Source organism: Sporolactobacillus sp. CQH2019, from assembly GCF_028765345.1.
In the GTDB taxonomy this organism is placed as follows: domain Bacteria; phylum Bacillota; class Bacilli; order Bacillales; family Sporolactobacillaceae; genus Sporolactobacillus.
Map to the genome: position 1 here is coordinate 263813 of NZ_JARAJZ010000001.1, position 18928 is coordinate 282740.

19 protein-coding genes and 1 pseudogene are annotated in these 18928 nt (G+C 49.7%); 5 read left to right on the top strand and 15 right to left on the bottom strand.

Going from position 1 to position 18928, the window contains the following annotated elements; all coding sequences use genetic code 11:
- Window positions 1-275: 275 nt before the first annotated feature.
- The 5 genes from OYT88_RS01255 to OYT88_RS01275 all read right to left on the bottom strand — a co-directional run bounded on the left by OYT88_RS01255 (window position 276) and on the right by OYT88_RS01275 (window position 3101).
- Window positions 276-551 carry a YlbG family protein gene (locus tag OYT88_RS01255; protein ID WP_274397543.1) on the bottom strand — a complete coding sequence of 92 codons (276 nt, stop codon included), beginning with the start codon at window positions 549-551 and terminating at the stop codon, window positions 276-278.
- A gap of 80 nt (window positions 552-631) precedes the next feature.
- On the bottom strand, window positions 632-1072 hold the full coding sequence (locus tag OYT88_RS01260; RefSeq protein ID WP_274397544.1) for a YlbF/YmcA family competence regulator: 441 nt from the start codon (window positions 1070-1072) through the stop codon (window positions 632-634).
- A 93-nt stretch (window positions 1073-1165) separates the two neighbouring features.
- On the bottom strand, window positions 1166-1453 hold the full coding sequence (locus tag OYT88_RS01265) for a YlbE-like family protein (RefSeq protein ID WP_274397545.1): 288 nt from the start codon (window positions 1451-1453) through the stop codon (window positions 1166-1168).
- Between the two features lie 5 nt (window positions 1454-1458).
- A complete protein-coding gene (gene ylbD / locus OYT88_RS01270; RefSeq protein WP_274397546.1) occupies window positions 1459-1911 on the bottom strand; it encodes a spore coat protein YlbD in 453 nt (150 codons plus the stop codon).
- A gap of 128 nt (window positions 1912-2039) precedes the next feature.
- The gene (locus OYT88_RS01275; protein ID WP_274397547.1) at window positions 2040-3101 is read right to left on the bottom strand and encodes a CAP domain-containing protein; all 1062 of its coding nucleotides are present in this window, start codon (window positions 3099-3101) and stop codon (window positions 2040-2042) included.
- Window positions 3102-3368: 267 nt separating this feature from the next.
- Between OYT88_RS01275 and OYT88_RS01280 the strand changes: the two genes are divergently transcribed.
- Window positions 3369-3812, top strand: coding sequence for a hypothetical protein (locus OYT88_RS01280; protein WP_274397548.1), 444 nt, complete (start codon window positions 3369-3371; stop codon window positions 3810-3812).
- Window positions 3813-3952: 140 nt separating this feature from the next.
- On the opposite strand, the gene OYT88_RS01285 is transcribed toward OYT88_RS01280, so the two are convergent.
- From OYT88_RS01285 to cyoE, 3 genes are all read right to left on the bottom strand, one after another.
- Window positions 3953-4468 carry a CAP domain-containing protein gene (locus tag OYT88_RS01285; protein ID WP_274397549.1) on the bottom strand — a complete coding sequence of 172 codons (516 nt, stop codon included), beginning with the start codon at window positions 4466-4468 and terminating at the stop codon, window positions 3953-3955.
- A gap of 84 nt (window positions 4469-4552) precedes the next feature.
- Window positions 4553-5056 carry a GNAT family N-acetyltransferase gene (locus OYT88_RS01290; protein WP_274397550.1) on the bottom strand — a complete coding sequence of 168 codons (504 nt, stop codon included), beginning with the start codon at window positions 5054-5056 and terminating at the stop codon, window positions 4553-4555.
- A 210-nt stretch (window positions 5057-5266) separates the two neighbouring features.
- Window positions 5267-6202 carry a heme o synthase gene (cyoE, locus tag OYT88_RS01295; RefSeq protein ID WP_274397551.1) on the bottom strand — a complete coding sequence of 312 codons (936 nt, stop codon included), beginning with the start codon at window positions 6200-6202 and terminating at the stop codon, window positions 5267-5269.
- A 364-nt stretch (window positions 6203-6566) separates the two neighbouring features.
- Between cyoE and OYT88_RS01300 the strand changes: the two genes are divergently transcribed.
- The gene (locus OYT88_RS01300) at window positions 6567-7487 is read left to right on the top strand and encodes a COX15/CtaA family protein (protein ID WP_274397552.1); all 921 of its coding nucleotides are present in this window, start codon (window positions 6567-6569) and stop codon (window positions 7485-7487) included.
- 95 nt (window positions 7488-7582) lie between these two features.
- Here OYT88_RS01300 and pyc read toward each other — a convergent pair whose 3' ends face one another.
- The 3 genes from pyc to OYT88_RS01315 form a co-directional block, all read right to left on the bottom strand.
- A complete protein-coding gene (pyc, locus tag OYT88_RS01305; RefSeq protein ID WP_274397553.1) occupies window positions 7583-11029 on the bottom strand; it encodes a pyruvate carboxylase in 3447 nt (1148 codons plus the stop codon).
- Window positions 11010-12170, bottom strand: coding sequence for an FtsW/RodA/SpoVE family cell cycle protein (locus OYT88_RS01310; RefSeq protein WP_274397554.1), 1161 nt, complete (start codon window positions 12168-12170; stop codon window positions 11010-11012). Before OYT88_RS01310 ends, pyc begins: the two co-directional genes overlap by 20 nt.
- 242 nt (window positions 12171-12412) lie before the next feature.
- The gene (locus tag OYT88_RS01315; RefSeq protein ID WP_443029700.1) at window positions 12413-12682 is read right to left on the bottom strand and encodes an Fpa/YlaN family protein; all 270 of its coding nucleotides are present in this window, start codon (window positions 12680-12682) and stop codon (window positions 12413-12415) included.
- A 624-nt stretch (window positions 12683-13306) separates the two neighbouring features.
- Here OYT88_RS01315 and OYT88_RS01320 point away from each other — a divergent pair.
- Window positions 13307-13765 (top strand): hypothetical protein, encoded by a 459-nt coding sequence (locus OYT88_RS01320; protein WP_274397556.1) that lies wholly within the window; start codon window positions 13307-13309, stop codon window positions 13763-13765.
- Window positions 13766-13989: 224 nt separating this feature from the next.
- Here OYT88_RS01320 and OYT88_RS20865 read toward each other — a convergent pair.
- Window positions 13990-14295 (bottom strand): annotated as a pseudogene (locus OYT88_RS20865) (MFS transporter); the annotation flags it as partial.
- A 432-nt stretch (window positions 14296-14727) separates the two neighbouring features.
- On the opposite strand from OYT88_RS20865, the gene OYT88_RS01325 reads away from it, so the two are divergent.
- Complete coding sequence (locus OYT88_RS01325; protein WP_274397557.1) at window positions 14728-14937, top strand: YlaI family protein; 210 nt, start codon at window positions 14728-14730, stop codon at window positions 14935-14937.
- 137 nt (window positions 14938-15074) lie between these two features.
- Here OYT88_RS01325 and typA read toward each other — a convergent pair whose 3' ends face one another.
- Window positions 15075-16928 carry a translational GTPase TypA gene (gene typA / locus OYT88_RS01330; protein WP_274397558.1) on the bottom strand — a complete coding sequence of 618 codons (1854 nt, stop codon included), beginning with the start codon at window positions 16926-16928 and terminating at the stop codon, window positions 15075-15077.
- Window positions 16929-17138: 210 nt separating this feature from the next.
- Between typA and OYT88_RS01335 the strand changes: the two genes are divergently transcribed.
- Window positions 17139-17324, top strand: coding sequence for a hypothetical protein (locus OYT88_RS01335; protein WP_274397559.1), 186 nt, complete (start codon window positions 17139-17141; stop codon window positions 17322-17324).
- A gap of 36 nt (window positions 17325-17360) precedes the next feature.
- Here OYT88_RS01335 and OYT88_RS01340 read toward each other — a convergent pair whose 3' ends face one another.
- Together OYT88_RS01340 and OYT88_RS01345 are read right to left on the bottom strand one after the other, a co-directional pair.
- Window positions 17361-18191 (bottom strand): inositol monophosphatase family protein, encoded by an 831-nt coding sequence (locus OYT88_RS01340; RefSeq protein WP_274397560.1) that lies wholly within the window; start codon window positions 18189-18191, stop codon window positions 17361-17363.
- Window positions 18192-18432: 241 nt separating this feature from the next.
- Complete coding sequence (locus OYT88_RS01345; RefSeq protein WP_274397561.1) at window positions 18433-18621, bottom strand: YkzI domain-containing protein; 189 nt, start codon at window positions 18619-18621, stop codon at window positions 18433-18435.
- Between the last annotated feature and the right edge of the window lie 307 nt (window positions 18622-18928).

Sequence of the window (18928 nt, forward strand, 5' to 3'; positions counted from 1 at the left end):
CGCTGCTTACGATGTATAGAATCCATGGGACGAGTGAATAATAGGAGCTGGCAGCATCCTTTAAGATGTTGACCCAACCGCGGATGCTTACGTTTCCCCATAAGTTTTCCGCCGGTTTCTCCTCTCCCATTGTCTTGCATCAATCGATGCGTTAAGACAGCCCGCAGATTTCTGCGGGTTTCTTTTTGTTCAAGCGGCTTTTCTCCCGAATTGCCTGTACCGGATTCTCCGGCCGGGAAGTACGGCCCTTCTGCCGCTGCCGTTCACTGCATTTTTTAGCAATTGTAAATCTGATCTCTTTCTTCTCTTTTTGTTTTTCCGTTTTCATAAGTCGTCCGCAATTCCTGCAGTTGTGAATGTTCGATACTCTTAACAAATTTCATTCTGGACAGCTGGCTGATAACAGAATCGGCCGTTTCGCTATTGCAATACAAGATCGCATATTTCATCTTTTTCGATACATAGTGGACATAACCGTAGCGTCTCAGAACGCGCAAATATTTTAGATTATGAAGCCAGATAACGAGTCCGTCTCTTTTCTGAAAAGGCATTGCCGCAACCACCCCTGTTGAATCAGCTTATCTATTTTTCTTTGTCTGTTTTCATTTCGGGTTCACAGCCCGCCCGGCCTTCAAATACGGCACCCGCATTTGCCGCCGGAACCGCATCCCGTCCCGCAGGACCGATCAAAGAACGGATCGCCTGTCGGGACTTTGATGGAATCTGAAACAGCACGGGCAAGCAGCAAACTGACCTGTCCAAGCAAATCTTCCATCTTTTTCTCTGCTCTCCGGTATTCGGAGACGAGCGGGTTCAGGTCGACGGCACGTTTCGCTTCCATCATCTGCCGGATCACTGTTTTATAGTCCGGATGGTAGCGCCCGAATCGCTGAACCTCATCATATTTTTCCCTGATCCGGATAAAATGCCGGATCAGCGCCTGCGCCGTCTCGTCCTGCTCCATTTTCGCCCTTGAATCGGCGTAATGGGCATATGGCTCCGAATGAACAAACATTTGAGCCAGACCGTCCGTCTCGTCGAGGAGAGACGTATTCTCTATCGTCGCAATCATTTCTGTCACCTCCGGCTTAATTAAAATATACAACAAATGGAGGGAAACTTCCATTCAGGCTTATATCCTGTTAGTACCCGTGCCGCGGAAAGCTCATGCCGGATCAGCCGCTTCACTTCCTCCGCCCGGCCCGGCCTTTTTCTCATTTTCCGCGCCCATCGCCTGGGCGACGCTCATCATCAGCAAAAGCATATTTGCCTGGCTGTTCAGTCTGTCGAGCCTCTGGCCGAATGTTCGTCCGAAAAAAAAATCGGCCTCCCGCTTCAGCCCGGCCAGATCCTGAGGGGACCGGCTGAGCTTGCGGTACCATTCAGGATGCAGGCGCACGAACAGTCTCTCCTCGGGCCTCTCGTCCAGGTAGCGTTGTACTTCGCGCCTCAATTGCCTCAATCCCTTCGAAAGAAAAATGGTCTTTGCTCTCCGCCTGTCCCGCCGGAAGGCCGGGAAGGCGAAGTGCTTCCGGAAACATTTTGTCCGCCGTCCTGCCCCGCGCGGCCGCTCTGTCCGCCGTCCTGCGTAAACTGTCCGATAAACGTCTGAATGCCCGTCAGCGCCCCGCTTATTGTATCCAGCCTTTCCTGCCACTGTTTGGTATCTATTTTATCAACGGCATTCAGTACTTTATTCCAGTTAAATGCAGGCTTCGTTTCCTTTTTTTTCTTCTCGATATCTACGCCGTATGTTTTCCAGATTTCATGCGATTCGCCGAAAATCACCCAATCATCGAAAACATCGCTCCATTTTTTCCCTTTGCTTCGGACATGATTGACGATTTCCGGATGAGCGCGCAGAAACAATTTAAACCGCTTGATTGCTTCATTCGTTTTCTGCTCAGCCATTTGTCCGCACACTCCTTTCTGCAGCCCTTCTACGATCATCATAATCGTCTGTCGGAAAAGATGTGCGCCCAAAATTCAAAAAATATCGGCGGCCGGCCGTTCCGGATTTTCCCGCGGCACGTTTTCATTTACGGATTCATCGGCTTCACAAAATCCTGTGTGTAATAATTTTGATAGGATCCGACACCCAATTCGGTAAAAGCGCCGTTCAATAGATTTTTTCGATGATCGATGCTGTTCAGCCATCCAAGCGTGACCGCAATGGCATCCGGATACCCGGCCGCTATATTTTCGCCTGCCAGCTGAAACAGAATGTTTTCCTTTTCAAGACGTGTCTTTAGATCTCCCGACCACTTTGACTCATGGGAAAAATAATTTTTCTGCTTCATTTCCTCGCTGTGCTGATAAGCCGCCAGGTAAGCGGCATCGCTCCATTTCAGCGGCTGTTCTTTGAAACGCAGCCGCAGAAGATTGCTGATATCAAAAATTTCCCGGTCTTCCGCCTGATCGACAGCCTGCCAATCCCGGCCGGAAAGAACGGGGTCCGCAGGCAGACGGCCAAGATAGCTCATGGAATACGGATGCTGCCTGACCAGGACATCGGCAGACATGTAGCGCACGCCGACCAGACTGTTCGTCACATGATCATGAGTCAGCTGGACCCAGATGCCGCCGAACTTGATCAGCGGACGGGTCGTCATGTCTGCTTCACTTAAATTAAAATCAATGTCCGTTCCCTTGTAGGCCAGAGAAATGTTATTTTGAAGCGGGACATTGTTATAACTTGTCCTAGACTGCCCCCCGATCACAAACGGCGCTGTCGGCAGTTTTTTCCCGAGCGCATAGATGGTGGTCACACGGTGCGTCGTCTGATCAATGCCGATCTGGCAGTAGCTTTCACTTCCTGTTCCATAAATGAACCATTGATAACCGTACTTGGTATCGTCAATGCGCTCCGGTTTTCCTAACGTTTTCAGTATATCGGACTGGCTCTTCCCCATGAATGTTTGTATTCCGCTCTTCGGAACGGTTGGGCCGGAACGGCTGTCAGAGGCAATGGCCGATGTCCGATGACTGTTTATCTGAATGTTTCGTCCGGATGCGGGATCGTTCCCGGAATTCATTAAAAATGATCCGGCAAAAACAATAACGGCTATGGAAAAAATGATCAGATTGATTTTCCGGAACATCATTTCCTCCTTCTGAAACATAAATACTTTTTTTCATTATATCAACTTTTGCGTTTGGCAGGGAAAAGAGTTGTTTCAGTACGGAATTTTTCCATGAACGCCTTCCGATTTTTATCTATTTGGGTATCCCTTCAGCTCTTTGTCCCGCTGTACCGTCAATGGATGATCGACTCTTCCTGAAATCATCTATCTTTTGAAAGACGGAGCGTGTTTCCGCGATTAATAAACTTCGGCAACAGTCGATAGACTCCCGCGGTTGATAACCGGGTGTACCGGCTGAAGATCGATCAAGCGCCGGCGGCGGCCGATAAACGGCACCTAACGACTGATAAACCGGGCGTCATGACCGATAAACGGCTTCTAACGACCGATAAACCGGGTGTCATGACCGATAAACGGCTTCTAACGACCGATAAACGGCTTCTAACGATCGATAAACCGGGTGTCATGACCGATAAACGGCTTCTAACGATCGATAAACCGGATGTCATGACCGATAAACGGCTTCTAACGATCGATAAACCGGGTGTCATGACCGATAAACGGCTTCTAACGATCGATAAACCGGGTGTCATGACCGATAAACGGCACCTAACGATCGATAAACCGGATGTCATGACCGATAAACGGCTTCTAACGATCGATAAACGGCCTGCCGCGGTTGATAAGTCGTCATTTATGACGTCCGTGCAGAATACCCCTCTTTTCTGAGGAATAAATCGCCGTCCGCTTGAACATTCAGAGCCATAGACTGCTGCTCATGCAAACCGATCGTTTTTCGGAAAAATCGACGGCGCTTTCACGCCGCGGCCCAACAGAATACGTGAGGGGAGAGGAATACTCATTTTTATCTATTCGGACAGAAGAACCACCCAGACCTGTCCTTTTTTCCCGGTCGCGTAGCCGGTTCCGATTCTTTTTAACGTCTTTTTCTTGATGAGCCGCTCCTCATGGTCGGCCAGACGCTCTGCTGCCGGAGAAAAGTGTGCGTTAAGGGACGCGCGAAATACCAATGCCACGACTTGACCGCCGCCGCGGCCAAAAAGGCGGGTCAGCTTCGCCACATCGACTTTTTCGCTCCGTCCCGCAGCCAGATCTTCGGCAGACGAACGTGCGAACCGGAACAGATCCCAGTCAGCTTTGAGTGCGGGCAGTGCGGCCCTCTTCCTTTCTCCGTTAATCCGATTGGCCAGCAGCCGTTCCGGGGAATTGACAGGAGAAAAATGATCCCCGTTTTGAGAAGACGATGTCGATGGTTCTTCCGCCGTCTGAACAGTACTCGCATGCGTAATGAAAGTGCAGGCGGCAGTCAGGGCAAAAGCAGCGAAAAAAAAACTAAGATACCTGAAAAAGGCCGATCTTTTCATCAAGCTTCCTCCTTCGTCATCCAGCATCATTTTCGCCAAAACCCGCTGCCGCTAAACACATAAGGAGTCTGCACCGTCAGACGATCATTGGAGAAGCTTGGCCATATAAAATTCATCCACGCGTTTCCCGTCCAGAACAACCGCCGCTTTGCGTGTCCCCTCCACTTGATAGCCGGCCGTCCCATACAGCAGCATGCCCGGACGGTTGACCGACATAACGGTCAGTTCCAGTCGGAAAATATCATTTTCTTTTGCCCAGCTTTCGGCTTTTTCAAGCAGAAGCCTGCCGTAGCCCAACCGCCTCCACGCCTGAAGGACGGCTGTCACCGTCCGCGCCCGGTGACGGATCTGTTCCCTTCCGTCGCCCAATACAGCCGTAAAACCGATCAATTGTCCGTCATGTTCGGCTGCAAACCATGCGCTGTGCACCGATTTTTCTGTTTCTTTCAGACGTTTATGCATCGGCGCAGCAGCGTTTGGGCACTCATTCCCTGCAAAAGGCATATATTTCGCCTCGTCGCCCAATATGCGGTTGAAGCGCAGAAATGCCTCTGTATCCGCTGCCGTCATTTTTCTGATAACCGCCATTTGTTTCCACTCTCCTTCCCGAACATTCACTTACTAGTCTATTGTCCCGGAAAAGAAATTAGAAAGCACGGCTTCGCCGGATCCCCGGCACAGATGGGCGGGTCCCGCAGCACGCGGCGTTTCTGTCCAGCCGTACAATTCGGTACAACAAAAAAAGGACGCCGGCCGGCGCCCCTCTCTTCGTATTTTGTTATCTTCGGCTGCCGGCAATTATAAAAACGTTGAAACGATCATCGCCAGGAACAGAAGCGTCATGTAGTTCAGCGAGGCGACAAACATGATTCTCGACCATTTTACCGTGTCTTTCGTATATAGTCCGTACACAGAAAGAGCCAGCCAGCCAAAGCCCAGAATCACCGCGGCCGCTGTATAAACGGCACCGAGCGAATAAAGAAGCAGAGAAACCGGAACAAGGACGGCAACGTAGATAATCATCTGACGCTTCGTTATCCCGAATCCGGCCACGACCGGCAGCATCGGAATGCCCGCACGCCGGTATTCTTCGACACGCTTAATCGCCAGGGCAAGAAAATGGGGAGGCTGCCAGAGAAACATGATCATGAACAGCAGCCAGGGAACGGGCGAATTAAGCGAAGGATCAATGGCCGCCCAGCCGATAATCGGCGGCACAGCCCCGGCAATGCTCCCGACAATTGTATTGATCGAATGCGTCCGTTTCAGCCACAGGGTATAAATAATAACATAAACGATCAAGCCGATCAGGCCGAACAAGGCAGACGTCTGGGAAGCTGCGAAAAGCGCCGCAAGCCCGGCAAACGATAGAATGATTCCCATCGTCAAGACTTTCTTTCCTTCAAACCTGCCTGTCGCCGAGGGGCGCTCCTGCGTTCTTTCCATTAATTGATCAATATCACGGTCAATATAATTGTTCAAAGAACATCCGCCCGCGATAATCAGCCCGGTTCCGACAAGAACAAAAAGAACCGGGAAAATAAAAGAGGAGATAGGCTGCTGAGTGAAATAGAGCGCAAGCCAGACACCCGTAAAAACGGTAATCAGGTTTGAATTGACAATTCCCATTTTTACCGTTGTCAAAACATCTTTAAACGTCATGCCGACGGCGTCGGCAGACTCAAGCGTCTCTTTCTTTTCAAATGTTTGTCCGGATACAATCGTTTTATTCATTTTCAGACCTTCCTTCCAAGAAATAGCCGGCACTTCATCCGGTCCCTATCCGGTACGGCAATTGCCGCGTACCGGAGCTCCCGATTTCATATCGTTTAAATGTAAATGGAAACTTACCTTTTATCTGCAATCCGTTCTGAATAATTCACGCCCAGTTTTATTATAAATGAAGGCCGCCGCTTTGTCTTCAATAAAGTACAATGATATTAATCACTTATCCGTTGCGATGAGCCGACAATGCTCGTACAAAATAAAGGCCGACATTCTCGCAATTGATCCCGGATCTGTTAGAATATAACTGTAAAAAGCTTTATGAATCATGCCTTTATATGCTGCCGAAGCATAGGAAAACAGGAGGATACATATGAAAGACCGCTACTTGAGAATTATGAGCATCGCAGGTGTACTGTCCGTTTTAATTGTCATACTGATGGGCGCTCTCGTGACGAATACCGGATCGGCTTACGGGTGCGGAAACAACTGGCCGCTCTGCAACGGACAGGTGATTCCGACCGCGGATAAACAGCAGACGTGGATTGAGTTCAGCCACCGGATCGTCTCCGGAATAGCATCAATTTTAACTGTCGTTCAGGCCGTCTGGATCTGGATCCGGCTGAAACATGTGAGAGAAACAAAGTTTCTGGCGATCGCCTCCGTCTTCTTTATTTTTCTTCAGGCATTTCTCGGGGCGGCCGCAGTCGTCTGGGGACAATCCGGTCCCGTCCTGGCTCTCCATTTCGGCATCTCGCTGCTTTCGTTCGCCAGCATGCTGCTGATCGCTTTTATTGTTTTTGAGGGAACAGGGCCGCACGCCCGCCGGATCGCGCCGCCGATTCACCACGGCATGCGCTGGAACTTTATTCTGCTGAGCATTTATTCCTACATTCTGATCTACTCGGGCGCCTTCGTCCGCCATACGGGATCCACTCTCGGAAGCACGGACTTTCCGCTCATCAACGGGCGCTTGTTCCCGCAGCCGCTCGTCAGCAAAGCGGGTGTCCAGTATCTGCACCGCGTTTTGGCGTTCATTATTCTGCTCTGGCTGATCGTTACGCTGGTTGTCTGCTTAAAACGCTATAAAAACGTTCCCAGCCTGTCCGTCACTCTGTTTCTATCGCTCATTTTCGTCCTTCTTCAGTCTGTTTCCGGAATCATCATTATTAAGTCGCATATGGCACTCTATTCTTTAATTCTGCATTCCCTGTTTGTCACCTGCTTCTTCGGATTACTGATGATTCTGCTGATGCTCAGTCTGAGGAAAACCGGCGGACCGGAACACCGATGACCCGCAGCAGCTGCTGCATTACTTTATGTTGAATGCCGAAAAAGGAGAGGAGCATACGCTCCTCTCCTTTTTTAATTATTCAGCTTCTTGCCGCTTTAATCCGTCAGCTCGATCATCAGGTCGCCCGTCTCAATAACATCATTTTCACCCACATAAAGCTTCTTAATGATACCGTCGCTCGGTGCCTGAACGGTCGTTTCCATTTTCATCGCTTCAGTGACCAGCAAATGATCGCCCTTCTTTACACGTTCGCCGGAAGAAACGAGCACCTTGATGACCGTGCCGGGCATCGAAGCCCCGATCTGCATCGGATTATTTTTATCGGCTTTCGAATGAACGACTTCCGTCGACTGGATGTTCATGTCTTTAATCGAGACTTCGCGGGGCTGGCCGTTGAGTTCAAAATAAATGGTTCGCGTTCCGTCCTTATGCGGCTGGCCGACCGAGATCAATTTCACGATCAGCGTCTTTCCCTCTTCGATTTCGACAGCAACCTCTTCGCCGAGGCGGAGCCCGTAGAAGAACGTCGGCGTGCTGAGGACAGCAAGCCGGCCGTAAGTCTCACAGAAATGCAGATAATCAATATATACCTTCGGATAGAGCGCGTACGACAGCACTTCACTTTTATTAAAGTCGCGCTCAAACTTTTCTTCAAGCATTGTCCGGATATCATTAAAATCTACCGGTTCCAGATGCTTGCCCGGACGGTCGTTCAACGGTTTTCTGCCTTTCAGGATAATACTCTGCAACTCTTTCGGAAAGCCCTGATAGGGCTGGCCGATTTCGCCCATAAAAAAGTTAACGACCGAATCGGGAAAATCCAGCGTCTCGCCTTTTTCAAAAATATCGTCCTCAGTCAGATCATTTTGCACCATATAAAGAGTCATGTCTCCGACCACTTTTGAAGAAGGGGTCACTTTCACGATGTCTCCGAATAAAAGGTTGACCCGGCGATACATATCTTTAACTTCTTCAAAGCGTGTGCCGAGCCCGACGGCGATCGCCTGCTGACGAAGATTGCTGTACTGGCCCCCCGGCATCTCCAGCCTGTATATCTCGGCATTAGATGTCTTCATGCCGCTTTCAAACGGAAAATAGTAACGGCGCACTTTCTCCCAGTAGTGGCTGAGCGACTCCAGAGCGCCGATATCAACCTGCGGACGCCGCTCGCTTTCGCCGATGGCATAATAAAGCGCATTGACGCTCGGCTGCGACGTAGTGCCCGCCACGGCCTCAACCGCGACGTCGATAATATCGACACCTGCTTCCACCGCGCGGGCGTACGTATAAACGCCGTTTCCGCTTGTGTCGTGCGTGTGAAGATGAACGGGAATCGTCAGCGTATCTTTCAGCGTCGAGATGAGCCGGTAGGCGGCTTCGGGCTTCAGCAGGCCGGCCATATCTTTAATGCCGAGAATATGTGCTCCGGCATTTTCCATTTCCTTCGCCAGTTTTTTATAATAATCCAGATTATATTTTGTTCGCGAACCATCGAGAATGTCGCCTGTGTAACAGAGGGTGGCTTCGGCAATTTTCCCGCTTTCAATCACCGCATCCAGCGAAACCCGCATACCCTCCAGCCAGTTGAGACTGTCGAAGACACGGAAAACATCGACGCCTTCTGCAGCGGCCTCTTTGACAAATTCTCTAATCAGATTGTCCGGATAATTTTTATAGCCGACGGCATTGGACCCGCGGAGCAGCATCTGAAGGAGAATATTCGGCATTCTTCTGCGGATCTCGCGCAGCCTTGCCCATGGATCTTCTCTCAGAAATCTGTAGGCCGTATCGAACGTCGCGCCGCCCCACGCTTCTTCCGAAAACAGATGGGGCAGCAAATGCGCCGTTTGTGCCGCGATGCGGACAATATCCCTGCTTCTGACGCGCGTGGCGAGCAGGCTTTGATGCGCATCGCGGAATGTAGTGTCCGTAAGCAGGACATGCTGCTGCGCTTTAATCCATTCCGAAACGCCACGGGCTCCCTTTTCCTCAAGAATCTGCTTCGTTCCTCTCGGAAAGGCATCGGAAAGCTTTACATCTGGAAGAGGCGGAACGTCGAACACCGGTTTTTTATTTTTGGGAATCCCCGGATATCCATTAATCGTCACGTTGCCGATATAGGTCAGCATTTTCGTTCCGCGGTCGCGGCTTTTTTCAAATACGAACAGCTCGGGTGTCGTGTCAATAAACGTTGTCGTGACACGTCCGGAAAGAAAATCCGGATGCTGGACCACATTGACCAGAAAAGGAATGTTGGTCTTCAGGCCCCTGATGCGGAATTCCTTAAGGTTGCGCAGCATCTTGGCCGCGGCACTCTTAAACGTCCTTCCCGAAGTAGAGAGCTTGACCAGGAGAGAATCATAGTACGGCGTGATCACGGAACCGGTGAACGCATTTCCTGCATCGAGGCGCACGCCGAACCCTCCGCCGCTGCGGTAGGCAACGATTTTCCCCGTATCCGGCATAAAATTATTGCTTGGATCTTCCGTCGTCACTCGGCACTGAATGGCATAACCGTTTGTATGAATATCTTTCTGCTCGGGAATCAGGACCGGATCTTCGTGCAGGCCGTATCCCTCAGCAATCAGTATTTGCGATTGAACAATATCAATCCCCGTAATCAGCTCCGTTACCGTGTGTTCAACCTGAACGCGCGGATTGACTTCAATAAAATAAAATTTACCGGAAGGAACAATGAGAAATTCCACAGTCCCGGCATTCAGATAGTTCACGCTCTTCATCAGCCGGACTGCTGCCTCACAGATATCGTGGCGCAGTTTATCGCCCAGCCCCCGGCTCGGCGCAACTTCAACGACTTTCTGATGGCGCCGCTGAACGGAACAGTCTCTTTCGAAAAGATGCACCGTTTCTCCCGACTGATCGGCGATGACCTGAACCTCGACGTGACGAGGATCGTCGAGGTACTGTTCGACATAGACATCCTCTTTGCCGAAAGTCTGTTTGGCCTCGGACTTGGCCCGCACAAACGCTTCCTCCAGGCTTTCATTGCTGCGGACAATGCGCATGCCGCGTCCGCCGCCGCCGAGCACGGCCTTGATAATGATCGGAAAACCGTGCGCCGCGGCAAAACGCCTGACATCGTCTACGGAATTTACCGGTCCCCCGGTACCCGGGATCACCGTGATTCCTGCGCGCTCCGCCGCCGCCCGTGCCGTCGATTTGTTCCCGAAGGTCACCAGATGTTCAGGCTTCGGGCCGACAAAAAGAATCCCTTCCTCTTCGCATCGCCTGGCAAAGTCCGCATTTTCCGACAGAAAACCATAACCCGGATGGATGGCGTCAACGCCGTGAGCTTTGGCAATCTCGATAATGTTCTCGATATCAAGATAAGCTTCGGTCGGCTTTTTCCCCTCGCCGACCAGATAGGACTCGTCGGCTTTATAGCGATGATAGGAGCCGATATCTTCTTTCGAATAGATGGCGACCGTACGGATGCCGAGTTCAGTGCATGCTCTACATACACGAATGGCAATTTCACCCCTGTTGGCAACAAGCAGCTTTTTAATAGAGCGTTGTGACATTCTCTTTCTCCCTTTCTGTTGTAACGCTTGATCTCCTCATATTGACAAAAGCAGATATGTTTATCAAAACACAGATTGAAAAAATCATAATCAGCAATGATGAGCCGCCGTAACTTATAAAGGGCAGCGTGACGCCGGTAATAGGAATGAGCCCTGTCGCAGCGCCGAGATTAATAAATGTCTGGATCGCCAGCATGCTGGAAATACCGATCGCCAACAGGCTGCCGAAGACATCCTTGCAGCGGATCGCCGTCACAAATCCCTTAAAGACCAGATAGGCGATGCATAGTATAACAAAAAGGATACCGAGCAGCCCCAGTTCCTCGCCAATGATGGCAATGATAAAATCCGTTTGCGGTTCCGGTAAAAATCCCGTCTTTTCAATGCTGTTTCCTAATCCGCGGCCCGTCAGACCGCCGGCCGCAATGGCAACGTAGGAGTTGATCAGCTGGCGACCGGTTGTGCTCGCAACTGAAAACGGATCATAGGCGGCCTGAAATCTCTGGGTCTGATAATTAAACAGAAATTTAACAAACATCAGGCTGATAAACCCGCCCGTGGAAACAGCCAGAAAAAAGAGATGCCTGATTTTTAAGCCGGAACACAATACCATGACCGCGGAAATAAAAATAAGAATCAGAGCCGTCCCCAGATCCGGCTGCAAGGCAACCAGAATAAAGAATACCATGACAATAATAAGCGGGGGGAGCACGGATGTCTTAAAATCGGAAATGGATTTCTGCTTATTCGAGTAAACAGAAGCCAGATAAAAGATCAAAGTAATTTTCACGATTTCCGCCGGTTCAAAGCTTACCGTACCGACGCTGAACCACGACTGAGCGCTGTTTACGGTTTTACCGGCAAAATACAGCAGAACAAGCAAAACAAGCGAAACAATAATCAAAGGTTTCACGAAAGACCGATAAGCCTGATAAGGGAACAGCATACCGAAAATTCCTACCGGAACGGCTATCAGGCACCATACAAACTGTCTGACAAAAAAATAATCCGAAGGTTTCTTAAGGACAAGATCCGCCCACACACTGCCGGCGCTGTATACCATGATCAGCCCGAAACCGACAAGGAGGAGCATCACAACAAGCAAAGAATAATCGTAGTAGCGAAATAGTTTCTTAATCATGCAAGTCACCTGTTTAATTCATTTCTCCGCGGGGCACCGAGATCACCCTTTAAAGCCGGAATCATGTCAATGCGCGGATAAGGCGTGAGCATTCAGGGCGATGCCGCAAACCGAATGGGAAGCCCAGACAGGACACGTCTGACGATCGGTCTTCCTTTCCGATCGAAAATAGGCTGCTAGTGCAAAAAAAGCCCAAACCAACCCCTTACGGAATGTAACGAGTACAAGTTTGAGCGATTAATTTATTTGTGTGTCGATGCCTCATGCAGAGCGGAAACCTGCTGCTCAAGAGAACCAAGCAGTTCTCTTCCTTCATCGGCACGAATGAGACCCAAACGAACCGCGAAATCAATTTCGCGTGATAAGCCGAACATTTGCGTATCCAGCACTTCTTCATAAAGCGGACACTGGGGCATTGTCAAATTCTCCATCTGCACCCCAATAAGCTGCAAAATTTTCTGCGCATCGGCTTTCAGCAGTTCATGGGCTTTTTCACGTTCACCTATGGCCATTCCGGTGGACAATCTGATCCCCCCTGTCTCATTCAACATCTATGTTTAATCTTACATTCCCTATCTTGAAATTGCAAGAATAATCACGGGATAGGGAAAATGCATTAAAAAGCAAAGGATACTCTTTCTATAAACGGTAAAATGAGACAAAACATCCTCTCCGGGGCCTCTTCCGTGCCCGAATGAGCGGCGCGGAAACACCATTAATTCTCCGAAAAGCGATCGTTTGGCACGGATGGCAGTCTATTTTTTTGAACGTTCATGCGGATGGAGCTTGATTCCGCTGAAAAAGAAGGCTATCCGGCACGGACAGGCGGTGCATGGGTCCGATCTTTTTCTCCGGCCCGCACGAATGCCTGCGAATCGTGATGAAAATTGCCGGAAAATGCCGGATATCAGTAAAACGCCACTCATCAACAGGAAAAATGCAAAATATCATTAGTAGATAGCAGAATATCGGCAGTAACGGCCAAAGCATCAATTGATGGATCCACCCACTGCCGCAGTCTATCGGTCATAGCCGGGCGGTTTTCGGTCGCTATGCATGGGTTTTCGGTCGGGGCGGGGCGGTTTTCGGTCGACATGCACAGGTTTTCGGTCAACGTTGGGCGGTTTTCGGTCGCTATGCACAGGTTTTCGGTCAGCGTTGGGCGGTTTTCGGTCGTCGCAGCCAGGTTTTCGGTCGGGGGCGTCTTTCGCGATTTTTCGAGCCGTTACGGGGATGACTTTCAGCCGGCTTTCACTTCTTTTCTTGCTCACAGCAGTTTATCGGTCGTCGCACCGGATTTATCGGTCGACATGCACGGGGTTTCGGTCAGCGCGGAGAGGGTTTCGGTCAGCATTGGGCGGTTTTCGGTCGTCGCAGCCAGGGTTTCGGTCGGGGCGGTTTTCGCGATTTTTCGCGCCGTTACGGGGATGGCTTTCAGCCGGCGTTCGCTTCTTTTCTCGCTCACAGCAATTTATCGGTCGCTGCGCACGGGGTTTCGGTCGCCGCGCCCGATTCCGATTCTGTTGCACCTGATCTATCAAATTGTTAGGGAAGTTATTGATCGCGGAAACGCTCTCCTTCTTGCGAAAGATTGACGGCCTCAGGAAAAACCGTTCATCGGCTGACGGCCCAGCAGGAAAATGAGCTTAAGATACCTAATATAATGTAATGCTAAACAAAATGTCGTACAGTGCTACTTAAAATATATTCCTGGTTCAGATAAATTCAATTAGGATCAGCTTTCTAATCTGAAATATCGGAATTTGCGGTTACCCTACCAGCTAATTCTGGCAATGTTTCATGTGCATACCTTCGCCAATCAATAACAGCCAACATGTTTTAACAAGCAGTGAAATATGAATGCGGATACTTCCAGCAAAATAATGATCACAATATAGAGATAAGCGTTGGACATCTGTTTAGCGATAGCTCCTCCTATCACTGGTCCGATCGCTCTTCCGGCGGTGGATGATATAGTCACAAAGCTTTGATAGGATCCTTTTTGCCCCATTGGCGCCATTGAACGGATTATGGCCGGTATCGCCGGAAACGCAAACACTTCGTCAAAGGTCAGTAAAATAATTGCAATTAAGAAGCCCGCATACTGGCCACTGAATATGAGAACAACGAAAGATAAAAAAGTATGCCTATATTATGTTTTATAAGTTTGGGCCACTTTCTTAATCATCTGCGATATAAGAGACTGCCTCGCAACAATCAGCCAGGCATTCACTGTCCATAAGAAACTATACTGCTTCATTGAACTATTTAATTCAGGCAAAAGAGCTGCAGACTCGCCTGATGCAAGCGGAATCCGTTAAACAGGGGATCGGGCACCGGTATCTGCACTGGGCAGATCGCCTGCTGAACCATCCGGTTACCCATTGTTATGATTAACTTATAGTAACAGTAAAGAACTTTTTTCCATGTCGCATTAATCCCTAAGCCCTGCGGACAGGGATGATCAGTCGGCCGGCCGGACCCTGCCTGCATCTTTCTCATAAAAAAGATGAAAACCTGCTATACTTGATAGGTAGGACAAAGGGGGTTGTGAGATATGCGGGTCAAATGCGTTTTGTGCGGAAAAATCTGCCAGCTCGATGATCAGTCGGCAGTCGCCAAACGTCTGAGAAACCGGCCTATTCATACTTTTATGTGCGAAGATTGTTCGAAACGAATCGGCGAACGGACAAGAGCACGCTGGGCGACAGGCAAATTCACCCTTCATTTGCCTGCAAAAGGGGAAAAAAGCAGCAAAGAACGGTAAAAATCCTTTCGCGGCGTAAGCGGCGGCGCGGATGACGGCCGGAAAAATGCCGATATGACTTTCTTTGAAATGCACGCTTTAACCATGAAAAAACGTCTGCAGAAAAACTGCAGACGTTTTTTCATAATCAATCGGCATCAGCCGTTAAATTTCGGAATCTTGCTGCCTCGTCTCTCAAAGCGCTCGCGCTCGCCTTTATTCAGGATTTTTTTACGCATCCTGACGCTCTTCGGCGTGATCTCGCAGTATTCATCCTCATTCAGATAAGACAGCGAATCCTCAAGAGACATTTTTCTTGCTTCTTTTAAGGTCACGGTCTGATCCTTGTTTGACGACCGGACATTCGAGGCATGCTTGGCTTTGGTCACGTTGACGGTCAGATCATCTTCACGGTTGTGCTCGCCGACAATCATCCCTTCATAGACACTGACGCCCGGCCCGACAAACATCTCGCCGCGGTCTTCAAGAGCCGCCAGAGAGTAAGCCGTCGTCTGTCCCTGGTCCATAGAAATCAGCACGCCGTTCCTGCGTCCGCCGATCTCCTCCTTAATAAACGGAGCAAAGTGATCGAAGGAATGATTCAGAATTCCGTAACCGCGCGTGTCGGCCATGAACTGCCGGTTATAGCCGATCAGTCCGCGGGAAGGGATCATAAATACCAGCCGTGTCTGTCCGGGCTGCTCCTGTCTCATGTCCTTGAGTTCAGCCTTCCGTGTCCCCATCGATTCAATGACAGCCCCGACGTATTCCTCAGGCACGTCGATCTGAACAGACTCATAAGGCTCGCAGAGTTTGCCGTCAACTTCCCGGGTGATGACGCTCGGCTTCGAAACGGAAAGCTCAAAGCCTTCACGGCGCATGGTTTCGATTAGGATCGAAAGGTGAAGTTCGCCGCGTCCCGAAACGATCCATGAATCATGCGAATCGGAATTAAGTTCCACTTTCAGACTGACGTCGCGTTCCATTTCCGCCATCAGACGATCTTCAATCTTTCTGCTTGTGACATAGTTGCCTTCCTGTCCGGCAAAGGGACTCGTGTTCGGAAGGAAAGTCATCTTCAGCGTCGGTTCATCAATTCTGAGCGGAGCAAGCGGTTCAATTTTATCAACATCATTAATCGTATCGCCGATATCAATATCGGAGACTCCCGTGATCGCGATGATGTCCCCGGAGGCAGCCTCTTTAATTTCGGTTCTTTTAAGCGCATGGAATCCGAAAAGCTTTGTAATCCGGAATTTTTCAACGCTTTTTCCGCCGTTTTTAACCAGCGCCGCTTCCTCGCCGACCTTGATTTTGCCGCGATAGATCCGCCCGATGCCGATGCGGCCAACGTAATCGTTATAATCGAGCATCGTTACCTGAAACTGCAGACCCTCGTCGCGATTGTCGACCGGAGCGGGTACATCCCGCAGAATCATATCAAGAACAACGCTCATATCCTGATCGACATGGTCGGGATCGGTGCCCGCAACGCCGTTAACTGCCGAAGTATAGACTACCGGGAATTCCAGCTGGCTTTCATCGGCACCCAGATCGATGAATAGATCGATCACTTCATCCACAACTTCGCGGGGCCTTGCCATCGGCTTGTCAATCTTATTCACAACAACGATCGGTTTCAGATGTTCCTCCAGAGCCTTTTTAAGAACGAATCTCGTCTGAGGCATACAGCCTTCAAAAGCGTCGACCAGCAGCAGCACGCCGTCGACCATTTTCATGATCCGCTCGACTTCTCCTCCGAAATCGGCATGACCCGGGGTATCGACAATATTTATCGTATGGTCCTTGTAAGTCAGACTCGTATTCTTCGCCAGTATTGTGATGCCGCGTTCCCTTTCGATTGCGTTTGAATCCATCGCCCGTTCATGGATCTGCTGATTTTTGCGGAACGTCCCCGACTGCATCAGCAACTTGTCGACAAGCGTTGTTTTGCCATGGTCGACGTGTGCGATAATCGCAATATTTCTCAATTCTTCCCTGCGTTTTGTCATTTCTTTTAACTCTCCTCATTTATTTCCAATGACTGATTATAATTAAATAATTTATTCCGTAAAATACACATGCAAATTATTTTCTCACAGAGGAAGCCTTTTTGTCAAACTATCATATTTCTTTGAAAAATTATTTCTTGGTTGAATCGGATACACGTCCGTTGTACTTTTTTCTTTCTCCGATTATGATTGTTGGTGGAGGTGCTCATTATGATGAATGTTTTTCTCGCTATTCTGGCCGTTTTGGTTGTCGCCGCTTTAGTCGGGGTCGCCGGAGCCATCGCCTACGGAAACGGTCTGCTGGCTCTGCTGGCCGCTTTTGCCTTTATCCTGTTCATGTGGCTCGGATTCTTTATCAAAGCGAAACAGCAGGCGTCACGGACGCCGAAAAAGTAAGGCTGTCAGAAACAAGGCTTTACGCCGGGTCTTATCTTAATGCGGTTCGTTCAGAAACTTTCCGGATGCCGTCTGACGGCCGATGTGCCGCGCGATCGCCCCGTGAAGCTCGGGACCGGCGGTCAGTATCGACGTGACGGAAAGCAGATCAATCGCGGTTCCGTCTGCCCGTGTTGCGGTTCCGCCGACTTCATCGATCAGAATCAGTCCGGCGGCAAAATCCCACGGCGACAATCTCATGGTAAAGTAGGCGTCGATCAGCCCGGCGGCAACGTAAGCCAGCTCAATAGAAGCCGCCCCGTAGGCTCTGGTACCGCTGCACCTGCGGACGATATCCGTGAGAATATCCTGATCGATCCGTCTGTTCGGTTTGATCCATGTCGCGCTTAGATCAATCAGGGCGTCCTCAACAGCGACTTTTTTCAGAGGCGCAAGCCGTGTTTCGTTGCGAAAGGCCCCGTTCCCGGCAAGACAGTGAAACAGCTCGCCGGCCATCACGTCATAGATCAAGGCTGCTTTGCCGGCCCCGTTCTCGTAGACGCCGATGGATATGGCGAAAAAGCGCCGCTGCATCACAAAGTTAATGGTTCCGTCAATCGGATCGAGAAACCAGACGACGCCGTCCGTCGAACCCGGAGCATCCCCGAAGCCCTCTTCCGAAACGATTTTATGATCTGGGTAATAGTCTTTTATCTTTCCGACCAGAAATTTCTCAATTTCCTTATCCATATTTGTAACCAGATCGTTGTGGGCACTCTTGCAGCTGACTTCAAGAGGCGCGGAGAATGACTGCTTTAATCGTTCTCCCGCCTCCTTTATCCATTCTGTCGCCCTTTTCTCAAGAATCAGCCAGTCTTTTTGATTCATTTGATCGCTCCCTCGCAGGCGGGTTCCCGTTTCCGCGCAAGGCGGACACTTCCAGGCCCTTCCGTGTGCTTCTTTATTACTTAAAATAGTAACGCATTTTGCTGCAAAAAGAAAAATCACCGCCTGACTGCGATGATTAAAATGGGCTTCGGTATCGAACGGGCAGACTTTTATCTTTGTCTTCAGCCATGACGAAAAATAACAGAACGGTCAAACCTGCGGTCCGCAATCCGTATCCTGCTCAAATCTCCAAAAGAATCATTTCGCGCCTTAATTCTTCCAGCTTCTCTTTGCACTGTTTTATCGTCTCAGCGTCTTTTTGCTGCATCGCCCTGTGTAAAAGCGCCAATTCCGCATCAATTTCCATGCGCACAATCGGGATTCTCTTTTCGGCATCTTTCCTGTTAAGGGTTTGATTCAGTTGCTTCATGGCAGCCGCCACATCCCTTCCATTATCGTTTCCAAGAGAGCTTTCAAAAAAGGGACATTTAATAAAGCTCAATATTCAGTTTTCAATCGGGTTTTGCTTTAGTTTATGCTGAAAAAACGCTCATATTGCTATTAAAAATTCCTGTTTTTTCAAAGTGCCGAACCCATTTATTCTGAAAAATCAAGCCCGCCCCGGCGATTTAAAGCACTTCGGCCGTCGCTTGCCATGAACACTCCGATGCCCGCGGATCCGCAAAGACTTAAAAAAGTTTTGATTTCATGTTTTATAAACCGCTGAATAATGGCCG

Bases quoted from the DNA above. Each gene is read 5' to 3' on its own strand.
- OYT88_RS01255 (WP_274397543.1), bottom strand. From the start codon at position 551: ATGCCTTTTCAGAAAAGAGACGGACTCGTTATCTGGCTTCATAATCTA.
- OYT88_RS01260 (WP_274397544.1), bottom strand. From the start codon at position 1,072: ATGATTGCGACGATAGAGAATACGTCTCTCCTCGACGAGACGGACGGT.
- ylbD (WP_274397546.1), bottom strand. From the start codon at position 1,911: ATGGCTGAGCAGAAAACGAATGAAGCAATCAAGCGGTTTAAATTGTTT.
- OYT88_RS01275 (WP_274397547.1), bottom strand. From the start codon at position 3,101: ATGTTCCGGAAAATCAATCTGATCATTTTTTCCATAGCCGTTATTGTT.
- OYT88_RS01285 (WP_274397549.1), bottom strand. From the start codon at position 4,468: ATGAAAAGATCGGCCTTTTTCAGGTATCTTAGTTTTTTTTTCGCTGCT.
- OYT88_RS01290 (WP_274397550.1), bottom strand. From the start codon at position 5,056: ATGGCGGTTATCAGAAAAATGACGGCAGCGGATACAGAGGCATTTCTG.
- cyoE (WP_274397551.1), bottom strand. From the start codon at position 6,202: ATGAATAAAACGATTGTATCCGGACAAACATTTGAAAAGAAAGAGACG.
- OYT88_RS01300 (WP_274397552.1), top strand. From the start codon at position 6,567: ATGAAAGACCGCTACTTGAGAATTATGAGCATCGCAGGTGTACTGTCC.
- pyc (WP_274397553.1), bottom strand. From the start codon at position 11,029: ATGTCACAACGCTCTATTAAAAAGCTGCTTGTTGCCAACAGGGGTGAA.
- OYT88_RS01310 (WP_274397554.1), bottom strand. From the start codon at position 12,170: ATGATTAAGAAACTATTTCGCTACTACGATTATTCTTTGCTTGTTGTG.
- OYT88_RS01315 (WP_443029700.1), bottom strand. From the start codon at position 12,682: ATGGCCATAGGTGAACGTGAAAAAGCCCATGAACTGCTGAAAGCCGAT.
- OYT88_RS01320 (WP_274397556.1), top strand. From the start codon at position 13,307: ATGCACAGGTTTTCGGTCAGCGTTGGGCGGTTTTCGGTCGTCGCAGCC.
- OYT88_RS01325 (WP_274397557.1), top strand. From the start codon at position 14,728: ATGCGGGTCAAATGCGTTTTGTGCGGAAAAATCTGCCAGCTCGATGAT.
- typA (WP_274397558.1), bottom strand. From the start codon at position 16,928: ATGACAAAACGCAGGGAAGAATTGAGAAATATTGCGATTATCGCACAC.
- OYT88_RS01335 (WP_274397559.1), top strand. From the start codon at position 17,139: ATGATGAATGTTTTTCTCGCTATTCTGGCCGTTTTGGTTGTCGCCGCT.
- OYT88_RS01340 (WP_274397560.1), bottom strand. From the start codon at position 18,191: ATGAATCAAAAAGACTGGCTGATTCTTGAGAAAAGGGCGACAGAATGG.
- OYT88_RS01345 (WP_274397561.1), bottom strand. From the start codon at position 18,621: ATGAAGCAACTGAATCAAACCCTTAACAGGAAAGATGCCGAAAAGAGA.